General features: G+C 69.5%; 13 protein-coding genes. 6 read left to right on the top strand and 7 right to left on the bottom strand.

The features are described 5' to 3' along the window. Positions 1-55 precede the first annotated feature (55 nt). From AB0K52_RS04870 to AB0K52_RS04855, 4 genes are all read right to left on the bottom strand, one after another. Positions 56-256: a hypothetical protein gene (locus tag AB0K52_RS04870; protein WP_208498749.1), complete on the bottom strand. Its 201-nt coding sequence runs from the start codon at positions 254-256 to the stop codon at positions 56-58. Positions 257-280: 24 nt separating this feature from the next. Beyond that, positions 281-2,158: a right-handed parallel beta-helix repeat-containing protein gene (locus tag AB0K52_RS04865; protein WP_363526258.1), complete on the bottom strand. Its 1,878-nt coding sequence runs from the start codon at positions 2,156-2,158 to the stop codon at positions 281-283. 379 nt (positions 2,159-2,537) lie between these two features. Then, entirely contained in the window at positions 2,538-4,163 is a 1,626-nt protein-coding gene (gene groL / locus AB0K52_RS04860; RefSeq protein WP_205326103.1) for a chaperonin GroEL, read from the bottom strand. Between the two features lie 226 nt (positions 4,164-4,389). After that, entirely contained in the window at positions 4,390-5,325 is a 936-nt protein-coding gene (locus AB0K52_RS04855; RefSeq protein ID WP_363526255.1) for a hypothetical protein, read from the bottom strand. Between the two features lie 165 nt (positions 5,326-5,490). Between AB0K52_RS04855 and AB0K52_RS04850 the strand changes: the two genes are divergently transcribed. After that, entirely contained in the window at positions 5,491-7,059 is a 1,569-nt protein-coding gene (locus AB0K52_RS04850) for an oligopeptide:H+ symporter (RefSeq protein WP_363526253.1), read from the top strand. On the opposite strand, the gene AB0K52_RS04845 is transcribed toward AB0K52_RS04850, so the two are convergent. Continuing rightward, on the bottom strand, positions 7,056-8,735 hold the full coding sequence (locus AB0K52_RS04845; protein WP_363526250.1) for a metallophosphoesterase: 1,680 nt from the start codon (positions 8,733-8,735) through the stop codon (positions 7,056-7,058). The two genes, AB0K52_RS04850 and AB0K52_RS04845, sit on opposite strands and share 4 nt — an antisense overlap. Before the next feature lie 86 nt (positions 8,736-8,821). Between AB0K52_RS04845 and AB0K52_RS04840 the strand changes: the two genes are divergently transcribed. Then, positions 8,822-9,301 carry a GNAT family N-acetyltransferase gene (locus AB0K52_RS04840; protein WP_363526248.1) on the top strand — a complete coding sequence of 160 codons (480 nt, stop codon included), beginning with the start codon at positions 8,822-8,824 and terminating at the stop codon, positions 9,299-9,301. On the opposite strand, the gene AB0K52_RS04835 is transcribed toward AB0K52_RS04840, so the two are convergent. Then, positions 9,276-9,746, bottom strand: coding sequence for a low temperature requirement protein A (locus AB0K52_RS04835; RefSeq protein ID WP_363526246.1), 471 nt, complete (start codon positions 9,744-9,746; stop codon positions 9,276-9,278). The genes AB0K52_RS04840 and AB0K52_RS04835 overlap by 26 nt on opposite strands. Before the next feature lie 601 nt (positions 9,747-10,347). Then, a complete protein-coding gene (locus AB0K52_RS04830) occupies positions 10,348-14,613 on the bottom strand; it encodes a putative Ig domain-containing protein (protein ID WP_363526243.1) in 4,266 nt (1,421 codons plus the stop codon). Between the two features lie 374 nt (positions 14,614-14,987). Between AB0K52_RS04830 and AB0K52_RS04825 the strand changes: the two genes are divergently transcribed. From AB0K52_RS04825 to AB0K52_RS04810, 4 genes are all read left to right on the top strand, one after another. Further along, positions 14,988-15,995, top strand: coding sequence for a hydroxyacid dehydrogenase (locus tag AB0K52_RS04825; protein WP_363526241.1), 1,008 nt, complete (start codon positions 14,988-14,990; stop codon positions 15,993-15,995). Positions 15,996-16,298: 303 nt separating this feature from the next. Beyond that, positions 16,299-17,960, top strand: a complete 1,662-nt coding sequence (locus tag AB0K52_RS04820; protein WP_363526238.1) for an extracellular solute-binding protein — start codon at positions 16,299-16,301, stop codon at positions 17,958-17,960. Beyond that, positions 17,957-18,931 carry an ABC transporter permease subunit gene (locus AB0K52_RS04815; RefSeq protein WP_363526235.1) on the top strand — a complete coding sequence of 325 codons (975 nt, stop codon included), beginning with the start codon at positions 17,957-17,959 and terminating at the stop codon, positions 18,929-18,931. The genes AB0K52_RS04820 and AB0K52_RS04815 overlap by 4 nt, the downstream gene beginning before the upstream one ends. After that, entirely contained in the window at positions 18,931-19,833 is a 903-nt protein-coding gene (locus AB0K52_RS04810; RefSeq protein WP_363526232.1) for a carbohydrate ABC transporter permease, read from the top strand. Before AB0K52_RS04815 ends, AB0K52_RS04810 begins: the two co-directional genes overlap by 1 nt. Positions 19,834-19,854 lie beyond the last annotated feature (21 nt).

The following is a 19,854-nucleotide window of genomic DNA, read 5'->3' as shown; positions in this document are numbered from 1 at the left end:
ACGGGCCGGCCGCACGCGGCGACGCGCGAGCGGCGGGGCACCCGCCGCGGCGCCGCTATTCCTCGGCCGGAGAGAGCTCCATGCGGTAGACCTGGCGGCCGTCCTCGAGCAGGATCGCGGCCGTCGCGCCCTGGTCGGCGAAGTCGCGCCACCGCTCGCCCAGCCACGACTCCGCGTCGCCCTGGCTGCCCAGGTCGCTGTCGGGGGTGTCGATCGCATTGCCGTCGGCGTCTTCGAGCTTCCAGGTCCAAGTCATGGAGCAAGGTTACGCGACCGAGCGTCACCAGTCGAAGCGGTCGTGCGACGGCGCCGTCACCGGCGTGCGCTCCACCGGGGGCCGCTCGGGCTCGCGGCGGCGCGGACCGAACGCCAGCCCCAGCGCCACCAGCGTCCACAAGGGAAGCAGAACGAGCCAGCACCACGCCGGGGAGACCGGAGCGAACGGCACCGTCCACACCGCCCGGTCGATCGCGTCGAGCACCGCCGTCGCCCCGATGAAACCCGTGAACAGCCCGAACACCGGCATCCCGCACTGCCGCCACGACCGCCCCGCCAGGATCCACCCGAACCCCCACAGGCCGACCGCCAGCGCCTCGTAGTCGGCCCGGCCCGACCAGACGGCGAGCACGAGCAGCAGCCCGCCCGCGCCGGTCGCCAAGGCGGAGAACGTCATCCGGCCCGCCCGCGGCGGGTCGTCGGTGCGGGCCGCGGCCAGCCAGCCCGCGCCGGTGAGGAACAGCAGCCCGGCCGCGAACGCCACCGCGGCCTGGAACTCGAGCCGGTCGGTGAACCGCGCCCCGAGCCAGTCGCAGCCGGCCGGGACGCCCGCGGCGGTGTCGCCGATGCCGCACTGCCACAGCTTCGCCGCGCGCAGCGGGTCGGCGAGGAGGCGGGAGGGCTCGGAGACGACGCCGCAGGCGGGCAGGGCGGTGGGGGCGGTGCGGAACGCGTCGGGCTCGGCGAAGCAGTTCCCGGCGCCGACGCCGTCCCACCACAGGTCGAGGCGGTTGCGCTGGCGCTGGCCGTCGTCGCGGACGCCGAAGGTGTTGGCGGTGAAGCGGTTGCGGTCGCCGCCGTCGCCTTCGAGGCCGGGGCTGCCCCAGGTGGCGATGGCGGCGTACTGCTGGTTCCAGAGGCGGTTCTCGGTGACGTCGATGTCGACGCCGTCGGTGATGAGGATGCCGATGCCGGAGGGGTAGGTGCGGCCGGGGCAGATGCCGGCGGTCCAGTCGCGGTCGGCGAGGGGGCCGCAGGCGGGGGTGCCGAGGCGGTCGTAGTGGTCGGTGTTGTTGCCGTGCACGAGGTTGGCGGTGACGTCGATGTCGTGGCCGGTGACGGCGAGGCCGGTGGTGTTGGCGTGGAGGCGGTTCTCGGTGAGGTCGAGGGCGTCGCCGCCGGTGGCGAGGAGGCCGACGAGGTTGCCGGTGGCTTCGCAGCCGGTGACGGCGCCGTCGACGCCGTCGAGGGCGATGCCTGCGATGTCGGCGGCTTCGGCGCGGCAGCCGGTGAGGGCGATGGAGGCGGCGTCGGTGATGCGGAGGCCGTAGGCGCCGGTCTGGGCGGCGGCGACGCGGTCGAGGGTGGCGCCGGTGGTGCCGGTGAGGAGGAGGGCGGTGTCGCGGGCTTGGCCGAAGGCGATGCCGCTGAGGTGGAGGCCGTCGGCGGCGCGGGCTTCGAAGACGGTGTCGGCGTTGAATCCTGCGGTGAAGTGGACGTCGTCGGGGGTGTCGCCGAGGCCTTCGATCTGGAGTCCGGTGCGGCCGTCGACGGTGATGGTCTCGTCGACGTCGTAGGTGCCGGGGAGGACGAGGATGCGGGCGTCGGGTGCGGCGGCGGCGATGGCGGCGGCGAGGTCGTGGTGGCCGCCGGCGAGGCAGGCTTCGTAGTGCTGCTCGTTCTTGATGCGGTCGTTGTAGTTGACGCCTTCGTTGGCGGCGGCGAAGGTCTCGGGGTCGGCGGGGCAGACGAGGACGGCGGGGCCGGTGTCGCGGTGGGCGGGGGGCGCGAAGGCGGTGGTCGTGTCGCCGGTCGGGGGGTCGGGGGCGCGGCTCTCGGCGGTGATGCCGGCGAGGAACGCGGCGGCGCCCAGGCCGAGGAGGGCGACCGCGAGGAAGACGGCGGCCGCGAGGCGGTTCTCGCTGCGGGGTGCGGGGGGCACGGCCTCAGGGTAGCCCGGCCCGGACGGTCTGTGAAGGGCTGGAATCCGCTGGGGCGCAGCCGGTTCGAGCGGCGTCCCGGCTCCGGGCGGTCCACCGCCCTCCCAGGGGGGCGTCCCCTGCTCAAGCGTGTCGCGGGGTCCGACAGGAAACCCCGGTGCTTACCGTCGTAAGGAGATGTGTCACCCGAAAGAGTGCAGGGACGCGCGTCCAGACGCGGCATACCGCCCCTGGAGGGGGCGGTACGCCGCGCTCGCGCAGCGGGCTACGCCGTCTGCACTGCAGCCAGTACAGAGAAAGGGAGAACCACTCACGATACAGTGAGCGGTCCTCCCTCGCAGTACTCAGTCGGCCTGAGCAAGCGACCCTGAAAAGGGCTGCTTACATCATGCCGCCCATGCCGCCCATGTCGGGCGCGCCGCCGGCGGACTCCTTCTCCGGGGCGTCGGCGACGACGGCCTCGGTGGTCAGGAACAGCGCGGCGATCGACGCGGCGTTCTGCAGCGCCGAGCGGGTGACCTTGGTCGGGTCGGGGATGCCCGCGGCGAGCATGTCCACGTACTCGCCGGTCGCGGCGTTCAGGCCGTGGCCGGTGGGCAGGTCGCGGACCTTCTCCACCACGACGCCGCCTTCGAGGCCGGCGTTCTCGGCGATGGCGCGCAGCGGCGCGCCGAGCGAGCGGCGCACGATCTCGACACCGGTCGCCTCGTCGCCCTCGGCCTCGATCTTGTCGAACGCGATCGCGCCGGCCTGGGCCAGCGCGGTGCCGCCGCCGGCGAGGATGCCCTCTTCGACCGCGGCCTTGGCGTTGCGCACGGCGTCTTCGACGCGGTGCTTGCGCTCCTTGAGCTCGACCTCGGTGGCCGCGCCGACCTTGATGACGGCGACGCCGCCGGCGAGGCGCGCCAGGCGCTCCTGCAGCTTCTCGCGGTCGTAGTCGGAGTCGGAGTTGTCGATCTCGGCGCGGATCTGGTTGATCCGGCCCTGGATCGCCTCTTCCTCGCCGCCGCCGTCGACGATGATGGTGTCGTCCTTGGTGATGACGACCTTGCGGGCCTGGCCCAGCAGGGACAGGTCGGTGTTCTCGAGCTTGAGGCCGATCTCCTCGGAGATGACCTGGCCGCCGGTGAGGATGGCGATGTCGCCGAGCATGGCCTTGCGGCGGTCGCCGAAGCCGGGGGCCTTGACGGCGGCCGACTTGAAGATGCCGCGGATCTTGTTCACGACGAGGGTCGGGAGGGCTTCGCCGTCCACGTCCTCGGCGATGATCAGGAGCGGCTTGCCGGTCTGGGTGACCTTCTCCAGGGTCGGGAGCAGGTCCTTGACCGCGGAGATCTTCTGGTTGGCGACGAGGATGTACGGGTCCTCGAGCACGGCCTCCATGCGGTCCTGGTCGGTCACGAAGTAACCGGACAGGTAGCCCTTGTCGAAGCGCATGCCCTCGGTGAGCTCGAGGTCGAGGCCGAAGGTGTTCGACTCCTCGACGGTGATGACGCCTTCCTTGCCGACCTTCTCCATCGCCTCGGCGATGATGGCGCCGACGGTGACGTCGCCGGCGGAGATCGAAGCGGTGGAGGCGATCTGCTCCTCGGTCTCGACCTCGGTGGAGGTGGACTGGAGGTGCTCGACGACGGCGGCGACGGCCTTCTCGATGCCCTTCTTGATGGCGATCGGGTTGGCGCCGGCGGCGACCGCGCGGAGGCCTTCCTTGACGAGGGCCTGGGCGAGCACGGTGGCGGTGGTGGTGCCGTCACCCGCGACGTCGTCGGTCTTCTTGGCGACTTCCTTGACCAGTTCGGCGCCGATGCGCTCGTACGGGTCTTCGAGCTCGATCTCCTTGGCGACGGAGACACCGTCGTTGGTGATCGTCGGGGCGCCCCACTTCTTGTCGAGCACCACGTTGCGGCCCTTCGGGCCGAGGGTCACCTTGACGGCTTCGGCGAGGGTGTTCATGCCTCGCTCGAGCCCGCGGCGAGCCTCCTCGTCGAATGCGATCATCTTCGCCATGGTCGATGGCTTCCTTTCGGATAACGTTCGTGGTCGACGGTGAGGCGGCATTCCCGCGACGGTGAACCTCTGGAGGCTCGACCACCTCATCGCGTTTAGCACTCGCCAGCCGCGAGTGCCAGATCCAGGTATAGCACTCTCGCCTTGAGAGTGCCAATCCGGGGCGCGAAACAAGTGGTGAAGACCAAGAGGGCCCGGGCGCGAGCCCGGGCCTCGGTCGTGCGGTCTACTCGTTCGGCATGGGATGGCCGGGTTCGCCGGGTTCGGCCGGGTCGATGGCGACGCCCGCGGCCTCGGCCGAGAGCGAGGTGGCGGAGACCGATTCGGTGCGGCCGCGCAGCCAGGCGTAGGAGCACAGGGACGCGGCGACGATCCAGATCATCGGCACGAGCAGCAGCAGGGCCATGACCGCCTCGGTGAGGACGGTGAGGACGGTGGCGAGCCACGGCGCGAAGACGCCGTGCCAGAGCCCGGCCAGGAGCGCGCCGATGAGCGCGATGACGAGGTTCGCGGCGACGGCGACGAGCACGACGATGATGATGCGGCCCAGGGCGGGCCAGAACGCCGAGTGCGTGAGCTGGATGGAGCGGGCGTAGGGGCTGCGGCGGGCTTCGAAGACGGCGGCGGGGGCCATGAGGCTGAGCGCGAAGATCGCCCACAGGCCGGGCAGGACGCAGAGGACGAGGCCGACGGCGACGGTGAGCCAGGCGAGCAGGAGCCACAGGAAGAACGTGCCGCCGCGCCTGAAGCCGAAGGAGAAGGCCTCGCCGAGGGCGAGGAAGCCGCCCGCGGCCTCGGCGGCGGCGGTGCGCACGGCGGCGAGCGCGGCGGAGCCGGCGACGTAGAGGGCGGCGAGGGAGAGGAGCGCGCCGATGACGCCGACGGCGACGCCGGGGCTGTACTCGCTGACGACGGTGCCCCATTCGGTGCGGGTCATGTCGAGGTCGGGGGTGCGCACGGTGTTGTTGTAGGCGCCGACGACCCAGCGCGGGAGGACGACGCCGATGAGGAGGATGAGGCCGACGGTGCGCCAGGAGCGCTGGACGACGTCCATGGAGGCGTGCCACCAGCGTTCGAAGGTGTCGGTGACGAGGGGGTCGCCGCCGGAGAAGCGGCCGGAGGGCTCGTCCTGGCCGGAGTTCCAGTATGGATCGTCGCTCATAGGGCGGATCGTAGACCAGTGATCGGTGCATATCAGACAAACGGCCGCAACGCATCCGTTCGGGGATGACACGTTCGCGCATTCGGCCGCCCGGTCCCGCCGGAGCCACTACGGTACGCAGGTATCGGCGCACGTCGCGCCGAGACGAGCACCTTGGGAGCGCCGATGTCCCACCGCGAAACGCTTCCCGTCGGCCGCGATCGCCAGTTCTTCGGCCATCCCCGCGGCCTGGCCGTCCTCTTCGGGACCGAGATGTGGGAGCGGTTCAGCTTCTATGGCCTGCAGGGCATCCTGCTCACCTTCCTCGTCGCCGACACGGCGCAGAACGGCCTCGGGCTCCCGGACACGGTCGCGGTCCCGATCGCCTCGCTGTACTCGGGCCTGGTGTACCTGACGGCGCTGCCCGGCGGGTGGCTGGCGGACCGGGTCCTGGGGCCGCGGCGCGCCGTCCTCATCGGCGGCATCATCATCATGGCCGGCCACCTCTCGATGGCGATCCCGGCCGAGAACCCGGCGATGGTGTTCTTCGGGCTGTTCCTCGTCGTCGCCGGCTCGGGGCTGTTGAAGCCGAACATCTCGGTGATGGTCGGCAAGCTCTACGACGGCGACACCGACGCCCGCCGCGACGCGGGCTTCTCGGTGTTCTACATGGGCATCAACCTCGGCGCGTTCCTCGGCATCCTCATCACCCCGTATTTGGCCGGAGACGACCGCTGGCACCTCGGCTTCGGCGCGGCCGCGGTCGGCATGGCGTTCGGCCTGCTCTGGTACGTGCGCGGCTGGCCGCGGCTGACGCACGCCGGTATCGGCCCGGCGCGTCCGCTGAGCGAGGCGGAGCAGCGGCAGACCCGGAAGATCCTCGTCGTCGCGCTCGCGATCGCGGCGGTGGCGATCGCGGTCTGGGCGTGGACGGGGACGCTCACGCTCGCCACCGTCCCCACTGTGGTGACGGGCCTGTCGATCGCGGCCGCCGTCTGGTACTTCGTGTACATCTTCGGCGAGGCCAAGGGCATCACGCCCGCCGAGAAGGCGGGGCTGCGCGCCTATGTGGGGCTGTTCATCGCCTCGGTCGTGTTCTGGATGCTGTACCTCCAGATGGGCTCGGTGCTCACCGCGTTCGCGTCGAACTCGGTGGACCTCGACTCGTGGGGCTTCCACCTGCCCGCGGGCGGGGTGCAGAACTTCAACTCGATCTTCATCCTGGTGTTCTCGCCGGTCTTCGGCGTGCTCTGGCTCAAGCTCGGCACCCGGTTCGGGACGGCGTACAAGTTCGCGATCGGCGTGTTCCTCGTGGGCTTCTCGTACGTGTTCCTCGGCTGGCTGCAGACCCGCGCGGACGACGGCGCGCTCGTCGCGCTCGGCTGGATGGCCTGGGTGTACCTGCTGCTGACGTTCGGCGAGCTGTGCGTCTCGCCCGTGGGCTTGAGCGTGACGACGCAGCTGGCGCCGCCGAACCTCAAGGGGCAGATGATGGGCGTGTGGTTCCTCGGGCCGGCCGTGGGCACGCCGCTGGGCGGGCAGGCGTTCGCGTTCCTGGTGCCGCGGGTGGGCGAGGCCGCGTTCTTCTACGTCCTCGCCGGGCTCGCGATCCTCACCTCGGTGGTCCTGGCCGTGTGCAGCCCGGCGCTGCACCGGCTCATGGGCCGCGGCGGGCACGGCCCGGACGCGACCCTGGAGACGCCGCCGGAACCCGAGTTCGGCAGGGGCTCGACCGGGCAGGACGGCCGGGGCTAGTCGCCGCGGAGCCACTCGTTGGCTTGGGCGACCAGGCGGCGCATGGGGTTCTGCGGCGGCAGCTCCTCGCGGCGCGGCCCGGGGTGGAGGGCCGCGAAGCCGGGTTCGATGAGGCGCGGTTTGAGCGGGTCGACCGGTTTCACGAACGAGGCCCTCGGTCCCCCTTCGGGGTCGGCGACCCAGCGGCGGCCGACCCGGTCGAGGCCGATCGGGTAGACGGTGACGCCGTCGGCGGCGACCCTGATGCGCAGGAAGCACTTCTGGTCGATCACGTTGAGACCCGCGAAGAGCTCGTTCGCGTTGACGCCCGCGCGGTTCGCCACGACGAGGTAGAGCCCCACGAGCCAGGTGCCGACGAGCCCGGCGACCGGCAGGTACGCCAGGTACGTCCACAGGTTCACGTCGTCGAGCATGGTGATCGCCTGCGCCCCGCTCCACCACAGCGCGACCTGCGCGAGGCCGTGCAGGCCGCCGAGCATGTAATGCCGTGAGGTGCGCGAGCCCGGGCCGGGGTGCGCGAACCCGACCCCGGCGGCCAGGAGCACCGCGGTGACCGCCACGAACGTGCCCGTGCCCTCCAGAATAGACACCGTGGCGATGATGCCGACCACGGCCATGAGCGCCACGAAGCCGCGGTTGAGCCACGGCAGGCGCGCGAAGATCCCGAACGCGTACCCCATCGACTTCGCCTTCGACGGGTACTCCTTCGTGAGCCGGTAGTCCCGTTCGCGCGCATCGGGTTCGGGCACCGACTTGCGCGGCGCCGTCAGCTCCTCCGGCAGCGTGTGCGTCGGCGACAGGTACGCGCCGCCGCCGCCGGCCGTGACGAGATGGCGGGAGCCGTCCACTTCCTGGTAGTGGGCGTAGTGGTGCCGGTCGCCGGTGACGACCAGCGGCACGCGCGCGCCCCGCGCGGCGACCACGTCCCGGATGAAGTGGTCGATCCGGTCGAACGAGCGCGGGTCGTCCTCGGTCCACAGCCACGACGGCTGCGGCACGCACAGGATCACCTGGTCGCCCTCGCGCATCCGCTCGGCCGCGTGCCGGAAGTACTCGATCTGCGTCTGGTCCAGGTGGGTGTCGAACTGGGCGTCGACCGCGAACAGCCACCACCGGTGCGGCAGCTCGAGCGCGAAGTAGGACCGCTTCTGCGCGGTCTTGTACCCGCCCACCGAGCGGCCCTCGGTGAACTGCCGGGCGAACGCGGTGAGCCCGTCGAACCAGTCGTGGTTGCCCGGGATCGCGTACAGCGACACCGGATGCGCCGGGTTCGCCGCCTCGTACGGGCCCTTCATGCGCTGCTCGTACTCGAGCCAGTCCCCCGCCGGGTACACCTCGTCGCCGCCCATGACGAGCACCGACCCGCGCGGCAGCACCTCCCCGCCGACCTCGATGCTGTCCTGGGCCAGGAGGTATGCGATCGAGTAGGTGGCGTTGAAGCCGTCGCCTATGTCGGCGACGTAGTCGATCCACAGCTCGTCCCGGTCGGCGTGGTGGTACACGCCCTGCGGGCGGCCGCCGATGATCTCGCGCTTGTCCACATAGCCGCCGAAGACGCGCGCGAGCCCGAACCGCATGCTCGTGTCCAGGAGCGTGCGCGGCGACAGCCAGCGCACCGGCCCCTGCGGCCGGAAGCGGAGCTGTTCGGGACTGAGGTCCTTGGGGCGGTGGGACATAGACCACATCATGGCACGTTCTGCGCGCCGAGGGAACCCGCGAAACGGGCTGGGCGGCGGGGCCTTCGCGCCCGTATGCTCCCGGCATGACCAACGCACGCCACGCCGAAATCGACGACATCCCCGAGATCGTCCGCCTCCGCGAGGTCATGCACTCGCACTGGATCGACATGTCCGACGAGAGCTGGAAGCCCGCCACCATGGAGGTCCTGCGGCGGCGCATGAGCGAGGACAAGCCCACGATCGGCATCACCGTGATCGACGCGCCGGAGGGCGAGGGCCTGGCCGCGTGCGCGGTCGGGACGATCAGCGAGCGGCTGCCGGGCCCGTTCAACCCGACGGGCCGCTACGGGTGGATCTTCAACGTCGTCACCGATCCGCAGTGGCGCAAGCGCGGGTTCAGCCGGGTGTGCACGCAGGCGCTCCTGGCCTGGTTCGAAGACCAGAACGTGCAGGTCCTGGAACTGCTCGCGTCGGATCAGGGCCAGGGACTCTATGAGGAGCTGGGCTTCACCGTCTCGCCGGAGCCGGCGATGCGGTTCAACTCGTATCGTCGTCCACGCTAGCGGAAGGCAGCCGGAACCAGCCCGACGCGGCGAGCAGGAGCACCAGCATCACCGCGAAGGCGAGGGCCGCGAGCACCAGCGCGGGCAGCGCGAACCCGATGAGCGCCAGCACGGCCAAGGAAACCAGGGCCGCGATCCGCGAGGCGGCGATCCCGCCGCCGACGGCGCGGTTCAGGGCCGAGTCGCCCACGAGGAAGACCGCGGGTCCGCCGAGGACGGCGGCGACGGTGGCCGCGCCTGCGGTTTCCCAGGCGTCGCGGAGCACGAGCGCGACACCGGCGGCCGCCACGGCTGCACCGGCCGCCATCAAGGCGTACGCCACCGCGGCGGTCCCGCGCGAGGACTCCACAGCCGCCTCGCTGAGGCTCTTTGCACGCTCCGTGCGCGCCGACCGGGCATCGAGGTGGAGCTTCAAGAGCACCGCAAAGGTCGCGACACCCAGCACTGCGCTGCAGCCCACGGCACCCGGATTCACGAACGACTCACCGCCCCGCCCTCGAAGTTATCCACAGGCAAGCAACTTGTCGTTGCCGCTCTGCGACTACCGGTGACATCGTAGAGGTATGCGCCGAACAACCGCCGTCACCAGCCGCGCGACCGCCGAGGTCCACATGGCCGCGATGAGCGCTGCGGCACAGCCGCCGGACGTTATCCACAGCCAGAAACTTTCTGTTGCCGAGCAACTACACGACATGTCAGCCTTGAGACAAAAAAGCTATCTGGCACCGGCGGGATGGCGGCGACACAAGGGGATTCGCGAACGTCGCCATACCGAGACCGCGCGGGGGAAGCCACCCGCGCGCGGTCCCCGCCAGGCGCCACCGCCCCTCGCTCCCGCGGGAGCAGGCGGGGGCGGCCGGACAAACCAGCCCGGCCGCCCCGCCCACACAACGAGTCCACCGCACGATGCTATCGCCCACCACGCCCCTCGGTGAGGAACTGCACGAGCACCTCCACGCCCCTCGGTGAGGAGCTACACGAGGCGGGCTGACGGCGAGGACCCTCGGCCGCAGTTGCGGCCGAGGGTCCTCATTGGTGTCGAGCAGTTAGGGCTTGGTGAGGCCGGCGGTGGCCGCCGCGAGGGCGTCGGTTGCCTCGTCGACTTCTTCCTGAGTGGCGCCCTTGTCGTCCGCGACCGTTTGGGCGGCGTCGCGGGCGGTGGCGAAGGCGGTCCAGGAGTCGGCGGTCCAGTCGGATTCGGACAGGGCCCCGGCTTCGGTGAGGTAGAGGTCGAGGCCGGTCTTGTCGATCGCCGAGACGAGGAATTGCACCTCGGCGAAGTTGGTGTACCCGTCGGCGCCGCTGACGCGCAGGGCCTCGTACCGGACCGGTGCGGTCAGGGTGACCGTGTTCCAGCCCGCGACCGCGATGCCGGTGGAGGCGAAGGTGGTCCAGGTGGCGCCGCCGTCGTTCGAGCCCTGGAGGGACACGTTGTTGGCGCGGGAGACCGCTCCGCTGCGCGGGTGGTACTTCACGGCCTCGACCGTGAAGGCGGTGCCGTCGCCCGGGATCACCGAGACCCAGCCGTTCTTCGTGGTCGTGTCGGTGAACGTGGCGGTGTTGCCGTCGAACATGGCCCAGCCGTTGGCGGCCGCGTTCCTGGTGCCGTCCCAGGACGCCGAGCTGGCGGTGACCCAGGCTTGGTCGAGGGGTGCCGCGGCGGTGGTCGCGGCATCCTCGAGCAGGGACCAGGCGTCGAGGAGGCGCTGCGCGAGCGCGGATTCGTCGGCGCCGGCCTCGGCTGCGGCCGCTCGCACGGCCTCCACTTCACGGGTGAACAGGATCGCCGAGCCGCGCGAGTGGGCGGCCAGGTCGACCGCGCCGGCCCGCGCGAGGATCGGGTCGAGGTCGTACGAGACCGCGCCGAAGAGGCGCAGTTCCGCGACGTCGATGAGGACGTTGTTCGCGATGCGCACGTAGCGGAAGCCTTCGTCGCTCTGCGACGGGAGGTGCTGCCACGAGAGCGTCTTGAACGTCGGGTCGGTCAGGGTCGTCCAGTGCTGGAGGTCGTTGGAGCCCTGGAGGACCTGGCCGTCCATGCGCACGAGGCCGTTGTTGTCCTGGCGGGCCAGGAAGTCGGCGCGGTCCACCGTGACCTCGGCGCCTTCGCCGAAGTCCCAGATGAGGTGGAACTCGCCGTCGACGGCGGCCACGTCGCTGAAGGTGGCGGCGTTGCCGTCGAGCATCAAAGTGGATTGCGCGGCTTTCGTTGCGTCGGGCGATCCGTCCTCTTTGATCACCTGGGCGTCGGCGAGGTCGACGAGATTGCTTTCGTCCGAGCCGTAGAGGGCGGTGCCGTCGGTCGAGCCGTGCACGGTGGCGGCTTGGTCGCCGTCGGCCGTGGTGTGGTCGACGGTGAGGTCGAGGCGGCCGCTGCCGGTGAGTGAGCCGAGTTCGATCGAACCGGTCCACGACCGGCCGTCAGCGCTGGTCACCGGGACGTTCTGGCCGCCGATCGCGGCGGTCACGTCGCTGATCGGCTCCGGGCTGGTGAAGGCGACTTGGGCGGTGTCGCCCGCGGTCACCCTGCCCGCCAGAGCGTCCGGTGAGATGACGGTCAGCGTGTCGATCGTGCCCGGGACCTCGACGCGGTCGCCGCCGATGCGGAACTCGCCGATGGACCACAGGCCCGGGTAGGCCGGGTCGATCGGGACGCCCGGGTTGTCGACCTGGAGCTTGAGGTAGCGCCACTCCTTGCCGCGCTGGTCGGCGACGACCGGGATCGACTCCCAGTCGTTGGTGTTCGCGGTGTCCCGCTCGGTCAGGAGCGTCCACGCCAGCCCGTCGTTCGAGCCGTACACGTTGGTGCCCTCGGAGCGCATGGGGAACGAGAACCGGGCCCGGAAGTCGAACTCGTCGACCGCGACCCGGTAGCGGGTGCCGAAGTCGAGCGTGACCGAGCCCAGGCGCACATCACCGAAGCTGCTGGTGTTGTCGCCGTCGGCGAGGGCGTAGAGCCCGCCGGTCGAGATGCCTTGCGGGACGACCATACCGGTGTAGTCGAGCGTGCCGTCCGGCAGCCGTCCACTGAGGAGGGAAAGTTTCTCGATGGCACCCAGCAGGGATTCGAAGGCGGTGCGGAACGCCGCGTCGGTGCCCGACTCGGAGGCGTCCCTCGCCGCCGCGAGCGCGGCTTCGTAGGGCTCGCGGGTGACGGTGGTGTAGACGGCCTCGGCGTCGACGCCGTCGGCCACCGCCGCCTCGATCATCTTGGGGCGGTTGCGGGCGACGGACAGCTCGAACGTGCGGGCCGTGATCGACTCGCCGTCGTCGGCGACGACCTGCACCTGGTGGACGCCGCGCTGGCGGTCGTCCGGCTTCCAGGTGAGCGTGCCGGTCGCGGCGTCGAGGCTGGCGCCGCGCGGCAGGCCGGCGGCGGTGTACGCGACCGATCCGCCCGTGTCGGCGGCCGAGAGGTCGAAGCTCGCCTCGTTGCCGGCCCAGAGGTAGTAGCGGTCGCGGGTCTGCTCGAAGACGGGCGGGGTGAGCGCGGTCTGCGCGTTGAAGATGAGCTTGTCGAGGTCGACGGTCGTGCCGTCGCCCTTCACGCGGAAGAAGTGGGTGTTGAGGCCGCCCGCCGGGTAGGTGACGTACCGCCATTCGCCGTGCGTGTCAGGCAGTTCGATGCTCGCCATGAGCTTCGCGGCGGTCTCGTCCGGGTTGGCGGTGTTCGGCTCCTCCTTGTCGAGGACCTCGAGGGTCGCGGGCCCGTCGGTGCGCACGAGCACGCCCATGCGGCTGTTGCCGGGGAACATGACGCGGCTGATGACGCTGGTGGTGCCGTCGGCGTCGGCGGTGGCGCGCGCGAAGGCGTGGCCGTCCTCGGTGGTGATCGCGGTGCCGTCGTCGAGCGCGAGCCCGTAGTTGCCGAAGGTGAGGGCCGTGTCGGCGGCCGGGCGCGGTTCGGTGCCGGTGATCTCCTGCGGGAAGGCCACCCAGTATTCGATGCTCTTGTCGCCCGGTGCCCAGAAGTTCGCGGTGCCGGTGCCGTACTGGTAGAGCGGGCCGTCCATGCGGGCGTGGAGCTCGGCCAGCCAGGGGGCTTCGGCCTCGACGTCGACGCCTTCGACGTACGTGTACTGGTAGTACAGCTCGGAGAGGGCGTTGAAGATGCGGCCGCGGTAGGCCTGGGAGATGGCCCCGCCCGTGTCGCGTTCGTCTACATAGGGCGTCCAGGCGCCCATCATGAAGCCGGCGAAGGCGTCGGCGCCCTTGAGCAGTCGGTTGCCGAGGAAGCCGTACGCGGTCACCGCGTCGTCGGCCGTGGAGACCGTCCCGGCGACGGGGTCGACCTTGGTGCCCTGCACGTCGAGGAAGCGCGCGAGCGCGGCGAAGTTGTCGATGTTGCATTCGGCGTGGGCCTGGTCGCGGCCCATCTCCCGCAGCTGCACGAAGTCGTAGCCGTACGGGTTGAGGGGGTCGTCGGCCGCGATGGCGGGGAACTGGGCGGCCATGCTGCCGCTCGTGTAATTGTCAAAGGTGGAGTTCACGGTGAACCATTCGACGCCCTTGGCGTAGCCCTCGGCGTCGTCGGCGTAGATGGCGGTCGCGATGCGGCCGTACAGCCCGAAGTTGTGCTGGTTCATCCACTTCTCGTTGGAGAAGTTGAAGACGTTCACGATCGGCTCTGCGAGGTTGCCGAGCAGCTTGGCGTCGTCTTCGGCGCTCCACTCGACGTTGTAGCCGTCGTGCGCGCCGGGGGTGTCGTCGGCGACCGGTTCGGTGGCGCGGATGATCTCGGCGGCCATGAGGAACTGCGAGAGCGGCTTGCCGGTGTGGATATGCGCGTCCGGGAAGTACGCGTACCCGTCGGCCTTCATGTTCGACCAGGTGCGCAGACCCATGATGGCGCCTTTGCGGTACACCTCGTCGCCGGTCATCGTCCACATGAGCGCCTGCGTGAGCACGCCGAAGGAGTCGCGGGTGAGGCGGCTGCGCATGCCACCCTGGGTGAACGTGTCCGTGACGGGGACGTCAGGTTTGCCGCGCACCATGTTGTCGACGGTGTAACCCGGTGCGGCCCAGGGTGTCACCTGGGTCATCGCGTCGAAGTAGGAGGCCCAGGGCTCCTGGTTCGAGCGGACCATCGCCTGGGCGTTGCGGAGGTCGTCGGCCGAGAGGCCCACGCCGGGGTGCACGAACCCGGCGTCGCTCACGGTCTCGTTGATCTCGACGACGTGCGCCGTGAGCAGGTCGTCGTAGCTTGTCTCGGCCTGCGCCGCAGGCGGGACCGCGACCATCGCGATCCCTGCGGCGAGCGCGGCGGTGAGCGCCGTGAGGCGCGGCCGCGTTCGATGCCCGACTTGCGTCATTGCAGGAGTCCTTTCGAAGGGGGCCTTCCGGGTCCGCCGCCGATGCGGGGGTCCGGACGTCGGCGCGGCCGGCCGCGGGGCGGGGGCTGCATATCGGTGTCCGTCTATGCGGACGATAGCGGTTGCGAAGACGAGAATCAAGGCTCAGATAGATAACGTTATCCGTTAGATTTTGGGCCCGCTGCGGCCTCGCCACCGCCGGCCGCGAGATCGACATTTCGTTCTATCACCTTGTCTACCAGGATGATCATGATGATCTTCGGCGCTCGGCGTCATGGTCGATCGGGATTGGTCGATGCGGAGGTCTCGACAAACCGTGAATCGAGATCTAACTTAGAAACCGATATCTATCCGGCGACCCCGAAGGACCCCGAGTGGCAGACCGACCGCGAGCCCTCCTGGCCATGGACCCCGTGTTCCTCCACCAGCTCTTCCCCGAACCGCTCATGCGGCGCCTGGCGGCCGCGCTCGACTTCGACCCCGACCTCATCGCCCGGGACTTCACCGAGCCCGCCGCGAAGGCGGCCCTGGCTGAGGCCGAGGTCGTCGTCTCCAGTTGGGGCGCACCGCATTTGAGCGACGAAGTGCTGGCCGGGGCGCCGAACCTCAAGGCGGTGCTGCACGCCGCGGGGACGGTCAAGTGGATCATCGGCAAGAGCGGCTGGACGCGCGGACTGACCGTCTCGAGCGCGGCCGGCGCGAACGCGCTGCCGGTGGCCGAGTACACGCTCGCCTCGATCCTCATGGCGGGCAAGGGCGTCTTCGGGCTGCGCGAGGACTTCCGCAAGGACCGGACCTTCACGCTCGGCTACATCCACCCTCGTGTCGGCAACTTCGGCCGCACCATCGGGATCGTGGGCGCCTCGAAGATCGGGCGGCGCGTGGCGGAGCTGCTGCGCCCCTTCGACTTCACGGTCCTCCTCGCCGACCCGTACGTGGAGGAGGCCGAGGCGGCCGCGCTCGGCGCGACCCTCGTGCCGCTCGACGAGCTCGTGGCCCGCGCCGACGTGGTCACCGTCCACGCCCCCGACCTCGCCGAGACCGAGCACCTCATCAACGCCGAGCGCCTCGCCCTCATGCGGGACGGCACCGTCGTGGTGAACACGGCCCGCGGGAAGCTCGTCGACACCGACGCGCTCACCGTCGAAGTGCTCAGCGGGCGGCTCTCGGCGGTCATCGACGTGACCCACCCCGAACCGCTCCCGGCGCACTCGCCGCTCTACGACCTCCCGAACGTCTTCCTCACCCCGCATGTGGCCGGTTCCCACGGCAACGAGCTCTCCCGCATGGGCCGGTTCATGGTCGAGGACGCGGAGCGGTACGTCGCGGGCGAGCCGCTGCTGCACCGCGTGGACCACGAGACGCTGTGGAGGCAGGCTTGAGCAAGGAATAGAAACCGCTATCTGCTCACATCGCGATCGATCACGGCCCCGCGAACGCCCGCTGGATTAGGTATCGAAATCGCATCGTACTGCGAATACGTTGCGCGGCAACCGAACAGAAAACGCCGAGAACCGAGATTCCGAGACGTCAGGCATTGACTCATTTCCATAGCCGATGATACCGTTATCTCCCCGACGACCTGGAGCGGTACCCGACAGGCCACCGCCACCGGACGCCGCCATGACCTTCACACCAGCCACATCCCTCACCCCTGCATCAACGTTGATTTAAGGAGGCCCCTCATGGTCGATTTCACTCGCCGCAAGTTCCTCGGCGCGGTCGGCGCCGCCGGAGCCGCTGCCGCGGTCGGCGCCACCGCCGCCGGTTGCTCGGAGAACGCCGGCGGCTCCGCCGGCGGCGACTACGACATGCCCACGTACCAGCCCGCGCCCGAGCTGGACGTCCAGCCGTTCTACGCGACCGAGACCGAAGGCATGGAGAGCGTCTACACCGAGCAGGTGCAGACGTACTTCAAGTCGGTCAACCGCGAGCCGGCCTCCGGCGGGACGGTCACCAGCTTCCAGCTCACCTGGGGCGACCCGTCCAAGCCGCTCGAGGAGAACCCTTACTGGCAGGAGCTCAACGAGCGCCTGGGCGTCAGCTTCGAGCCGCAGTTCGTCCCGCAGCCGGTCTTCGACCAGAAGTTCGCGACCATGCTCGCCTCCGGCGAGGTGCCCGACCTGGTCTTCGTGAACGACCAGTCGGCGGTGAACCTGCAGGGCATCCGGGACGGCGCGTTCGCCGACCTCTCCGAGACCCTCTCGGGCGACAACATCCTCAAGTGGCCCAACCTGGCGGCGCGCAAGGAGGAGATCTGGGGCGCCAGCCTCAAGGACGGGCGGATCTACCAGATCCCCTCGACCGTCTGGGCGCTCACCAACCTCCCGGTCATGCGCGCCGACCTCGTCGACCAGACCTCGATCGGCCGCGCCCCCAAGGACGCCGAGCAGCTCTTCACCATGCTGAAGGAGGTCTCGGCCCTGGGCTCCGGCCCCGGCGGCCAGAAGGTGTACGGCCTCAACCAGTACGCGCCCGACAAGGCCCTGATGTTCCAGCGCCTGTTCAAGACCGGCCCCGAATGGCAGCACAACGACAACGGCGACCTGGTCCACATGATCGAGACCGAGAACTACAGGCTCATGCTCGAATGGCTCGCCCGCGCGTGGGCCGAGGGCGTCTTCGACCCGGTCTCCATGTCCCCCACCCCCACCGACATCGTCTCCGGTGCGGCCCTGCGCTATGACGCCGTCGGCGCCGCGATCGGCGCGGCCGGCATGTCGCAGTGGGAGGCGGACCTGCCGGGTGCGAAGTTCGACTTCTTCGACATGCCCGGCTTCGACGGCTCGTCGCAGCTCGTCGTCCGCAACATCCCCTACGGCCGCTCGACCTGCGTCTCGGCCGCCGCGGCCGAGGACGAGGAGCGGCTGACCCAGATCCTCAACGTCCTCGACTACTTCTCGGCCCCGTACGGCTCCGAGGAGCACCTCTTCGTCAACTCCGGCATCGAGGGCCGCAACTTCGACTTCGACGAGCACGGCATCCCGATCCCCAACGCCGACAACCTGCCTGAGATGGGCGTCCAGTACGTCGGTGTCACCTCCGGGGACAACTCGTACCGCATCCACCCGAACGCGGCGCCGTGGGCGGACTCCTTCGTCGCGGTCGTGGAGGCCATGGCGCACAACTCGATCGTGCGCCCGCTCGAAGGCCTCGAGGGCGCCTCGCAGACGTTCATCACGAAGGGCGCGCAGCTCAAGCAGCTCCTCACCGACTTCGAGAACGGCGTCATCACCGGCCGCGAGAGCATCGACGACCTGGAGTCGTTCGTCTCCAACTACATGTCGCAGGGCGGCACGCAGGTCAAGGACGAGTACACCCAGGCCCTCAAGGACGCCGGCAAGTGAGCGTGAAAACCGCCGCACGCCCCGAGACCCGCGCTGAGCGGGCCTCGGGGCCTTCCGCGCCCGAGCGCAAGACCACGCTGCGCCAAAGGATCTGGCGCGAGCGCTGGTCCTACACGTTCATCGTCCCGGGGGCACTGTTCTTCCTGGTGTTCGCGTACGTGCCCATGGCGGGCAACGTGATCGCGTTCCAGGACTACTCGCCGTTCCGCGGGATCGAGGGCTCGCCGTGGGTGGGCTTCGCGAACTTCGACGCGATCTGGACCGATCCGGAAATCCTGCAGGCTCTGCGCAACACGCTCATCATCGCGGTGTTGCAGCTGGTCTTCGCGTTCCCGGCCCCGATCGCGCTCGCGCTGCTGCTCAACTCGCTGCTTTCCGACAGGGTGAAGCGGTTCGTGCAGACGATCGTCTACCTGCCGCACTTCCTGTCGTGGGTGATCGTGATTTCGGTGTGGCAGCAGGTGCTGGGTGGCGGTGGTCTTGTCGCGGGTGTCCTCGACGGGATGGGAATGCCGGGGTTCGACGCGATGACGAACGCCGACACTTTCAAGCTTCTTGTTGTCGCGCAGGGGATGTGGAAGGACGTCGGTTGGGGCACGATCATCTTCTTCGCCGCGATCGCGGGCATTCCTTCCGATCGTTATGAGGCGGCGGCGATCGACGGTGCGACGCCGTGGCAGCGCACGTGGCACATCACGCTGCCAGCGTTGGTCCCGGTCGCGACGTTGCTGCTCATTCTCAACATCGGGTCGATCCTCACGGTCGGCTTCGAGCAGCTGCTGCTCCAGCAGCCGATGGTCGGCGCCGAGGCCGCGCAGGTGCTGGACACGTTCGTCTACTTCCGCGGTGTGCTTGGTGGCCAGTGGGGTGTCGCGACGGCGGCGGGCCTGCTCAAGGGGGTCATCGGCACGATCCTGGTGCTGTCGGCGAACCGTCTCGCGAAGCGCATGGGCGGAGAGGGGATCTTCTGATGACGACACTCGCGAAGAGCCGCACGGGCCTCCCGCCGTGGATGAGTCCGCCTTCGATCTGGGTCCGGGCGGTCAAGGCGATCGTGATCGTGCTGATCGTGATCACGATGATCTACCCGCTGGTCTATGTCATCGCGATGAGCTTCGCCGCCCCGGCGCAGGCGCGCGCCGGGGTGGTGTTCCCGACCGAGTTCTCGCTGGACGCGTACCGCGCGATCTTCAACGGCGGCACGGTCACTCAGGGCCTTTTGAACTCGTTCTATATTACGATCGTGGGCACGCTGCTCTCCCTCGCGGCGACTTCGATGCTCGCTTGGGGTCTGGCCCGCACTCGCCAGGTCCCGGGCGCCAAGGCGGTCCTGATCATGGTCCTTGCGACCATGTTCTTCGGCGCGGGGATCATCCCGAACTTCATGCTCATCAAGTACCTCGGTCTCCTTGACTCGACCTGGTCGCTGATCATCCCGGGCCTCATCTCGGCGTTCAACATGATCGTCATCAGGAACTTCTTCCAAGGCCTCCCCGAGGAACTCATCGAAGCGGCCCGTATCGACGGCGCGGGCGAGTGGCGGATCTTCCTCCAGATCGTGCTGCCCCTGTCGAAGCCGGTGCTCGCGGTGATGGGCCTGTTCTACGCGGTCGGCTACTGGAACACCTACTTCAATGCGTTGCTGTACATCAACGATGCCGAGAAGTGGCCGATTCAGGTCGTGCTTCAGCAGTACGTTCTGGCCGGTGTGGCCATTCCGGGTGCGGTGGTCTCGCCCGACCAGCCGCCGCCTCCGGGGGTGACCCTCCAGATGGCGGTCATCGTCTTGGCTACGCTCCCGATCCTGATCGTCTATCCGTTCCTGCAGCGGTACTTCACGTCCGGTGTCCTCACTGGCGCGATCAAGGGCTGATTGCACCTCTCATTGAAGGGG

The sequence above is a fragment of the Glycomyces sp. NPDC049804 genome, from assembly GCF_040674615.1.
Lineage (GTDB): Bacteria > Actinomycetota > Actinomycetes > Mycobacteriales > Micromonosporaceae > Glycomyces > Glycomyces niveus.
The sequence above is the reverse complement of the archived record's forward strand: the minus strand, read 5'-3'. Positions and strand labels throughout refer to the sequence as shown.

What these genes read in the sequence shown, in the direction of transcription:
- AB0K52_RS04840 (WP_363526248.1), top strand. Translation starts at nt 8,822, where the DNA reads ATGACCAACGCACGCCACGCCGAAATCGACGACATCCCCGAGATCGTC.
- AB0K52_RS04830 (WP_363526243.1), bottom strand. Translation starts at nt 14,613, where the DNA reads ATGACGCAAGTCGGGCATCGAACGCGGCCGCGCCTCACGGCGCTCACC.
- AB0K52_RS04850 (WP_363526253.1), top strand. Translation starts at nt 5,491, where the DNA reads ATGTCCCACCGCGAAACGCTTCCCGTCGGCCGCGATCGCCAGTTCTTC.
- AB0K52_RS04870 (WP_208498749.1), bottom strand. Translation starts at nt 256, where the DNA reads ATGACTTGGACCTGGAAGCTCGAAGACGCCGACGGCAATGCGATCGAC.
- AB0K52_RS04855 (WP_363526255.1), bottom strand. Translation starts at nt 5,325, where the DNA reads ATGAGCGACGATCCATACTGGAACTCCGGCCAGGACGAGCCCTCCGGC.
- groL (WP_205326103.1), bottom strand. Translation starts at nt 4,163, where the DNA reads ATGGCGAAGATGATCGCATTCGACGAGGAGGCTCGCCGCGGGCTCGAG.
- AB0K52_RS04820 (WP_363526238.1), top strand. Translation starts at nt 16,299, where the DNA reads ATGGTCGATTTCACTCGCCGCAAGTTCCTCGGCGCGGTCGGCGCCGCC.
- AB0K52_RS04810 (WP_363526232.1), top strand. Translation starts at nt 18,931, where the DNA reads ATGACGACACTCGCGAAGAGCCGCACGGGCCTCCCGCCGTGGATGAGT.
- AB0K52_RS04845 (WP_363526250.1), bottom strand. Translation starts at nt 8,735, where the DNA reads ATGTCCCACCGCCCCAAGGACCTCAGTCCCGAACAGCTCCGCTTCCGG.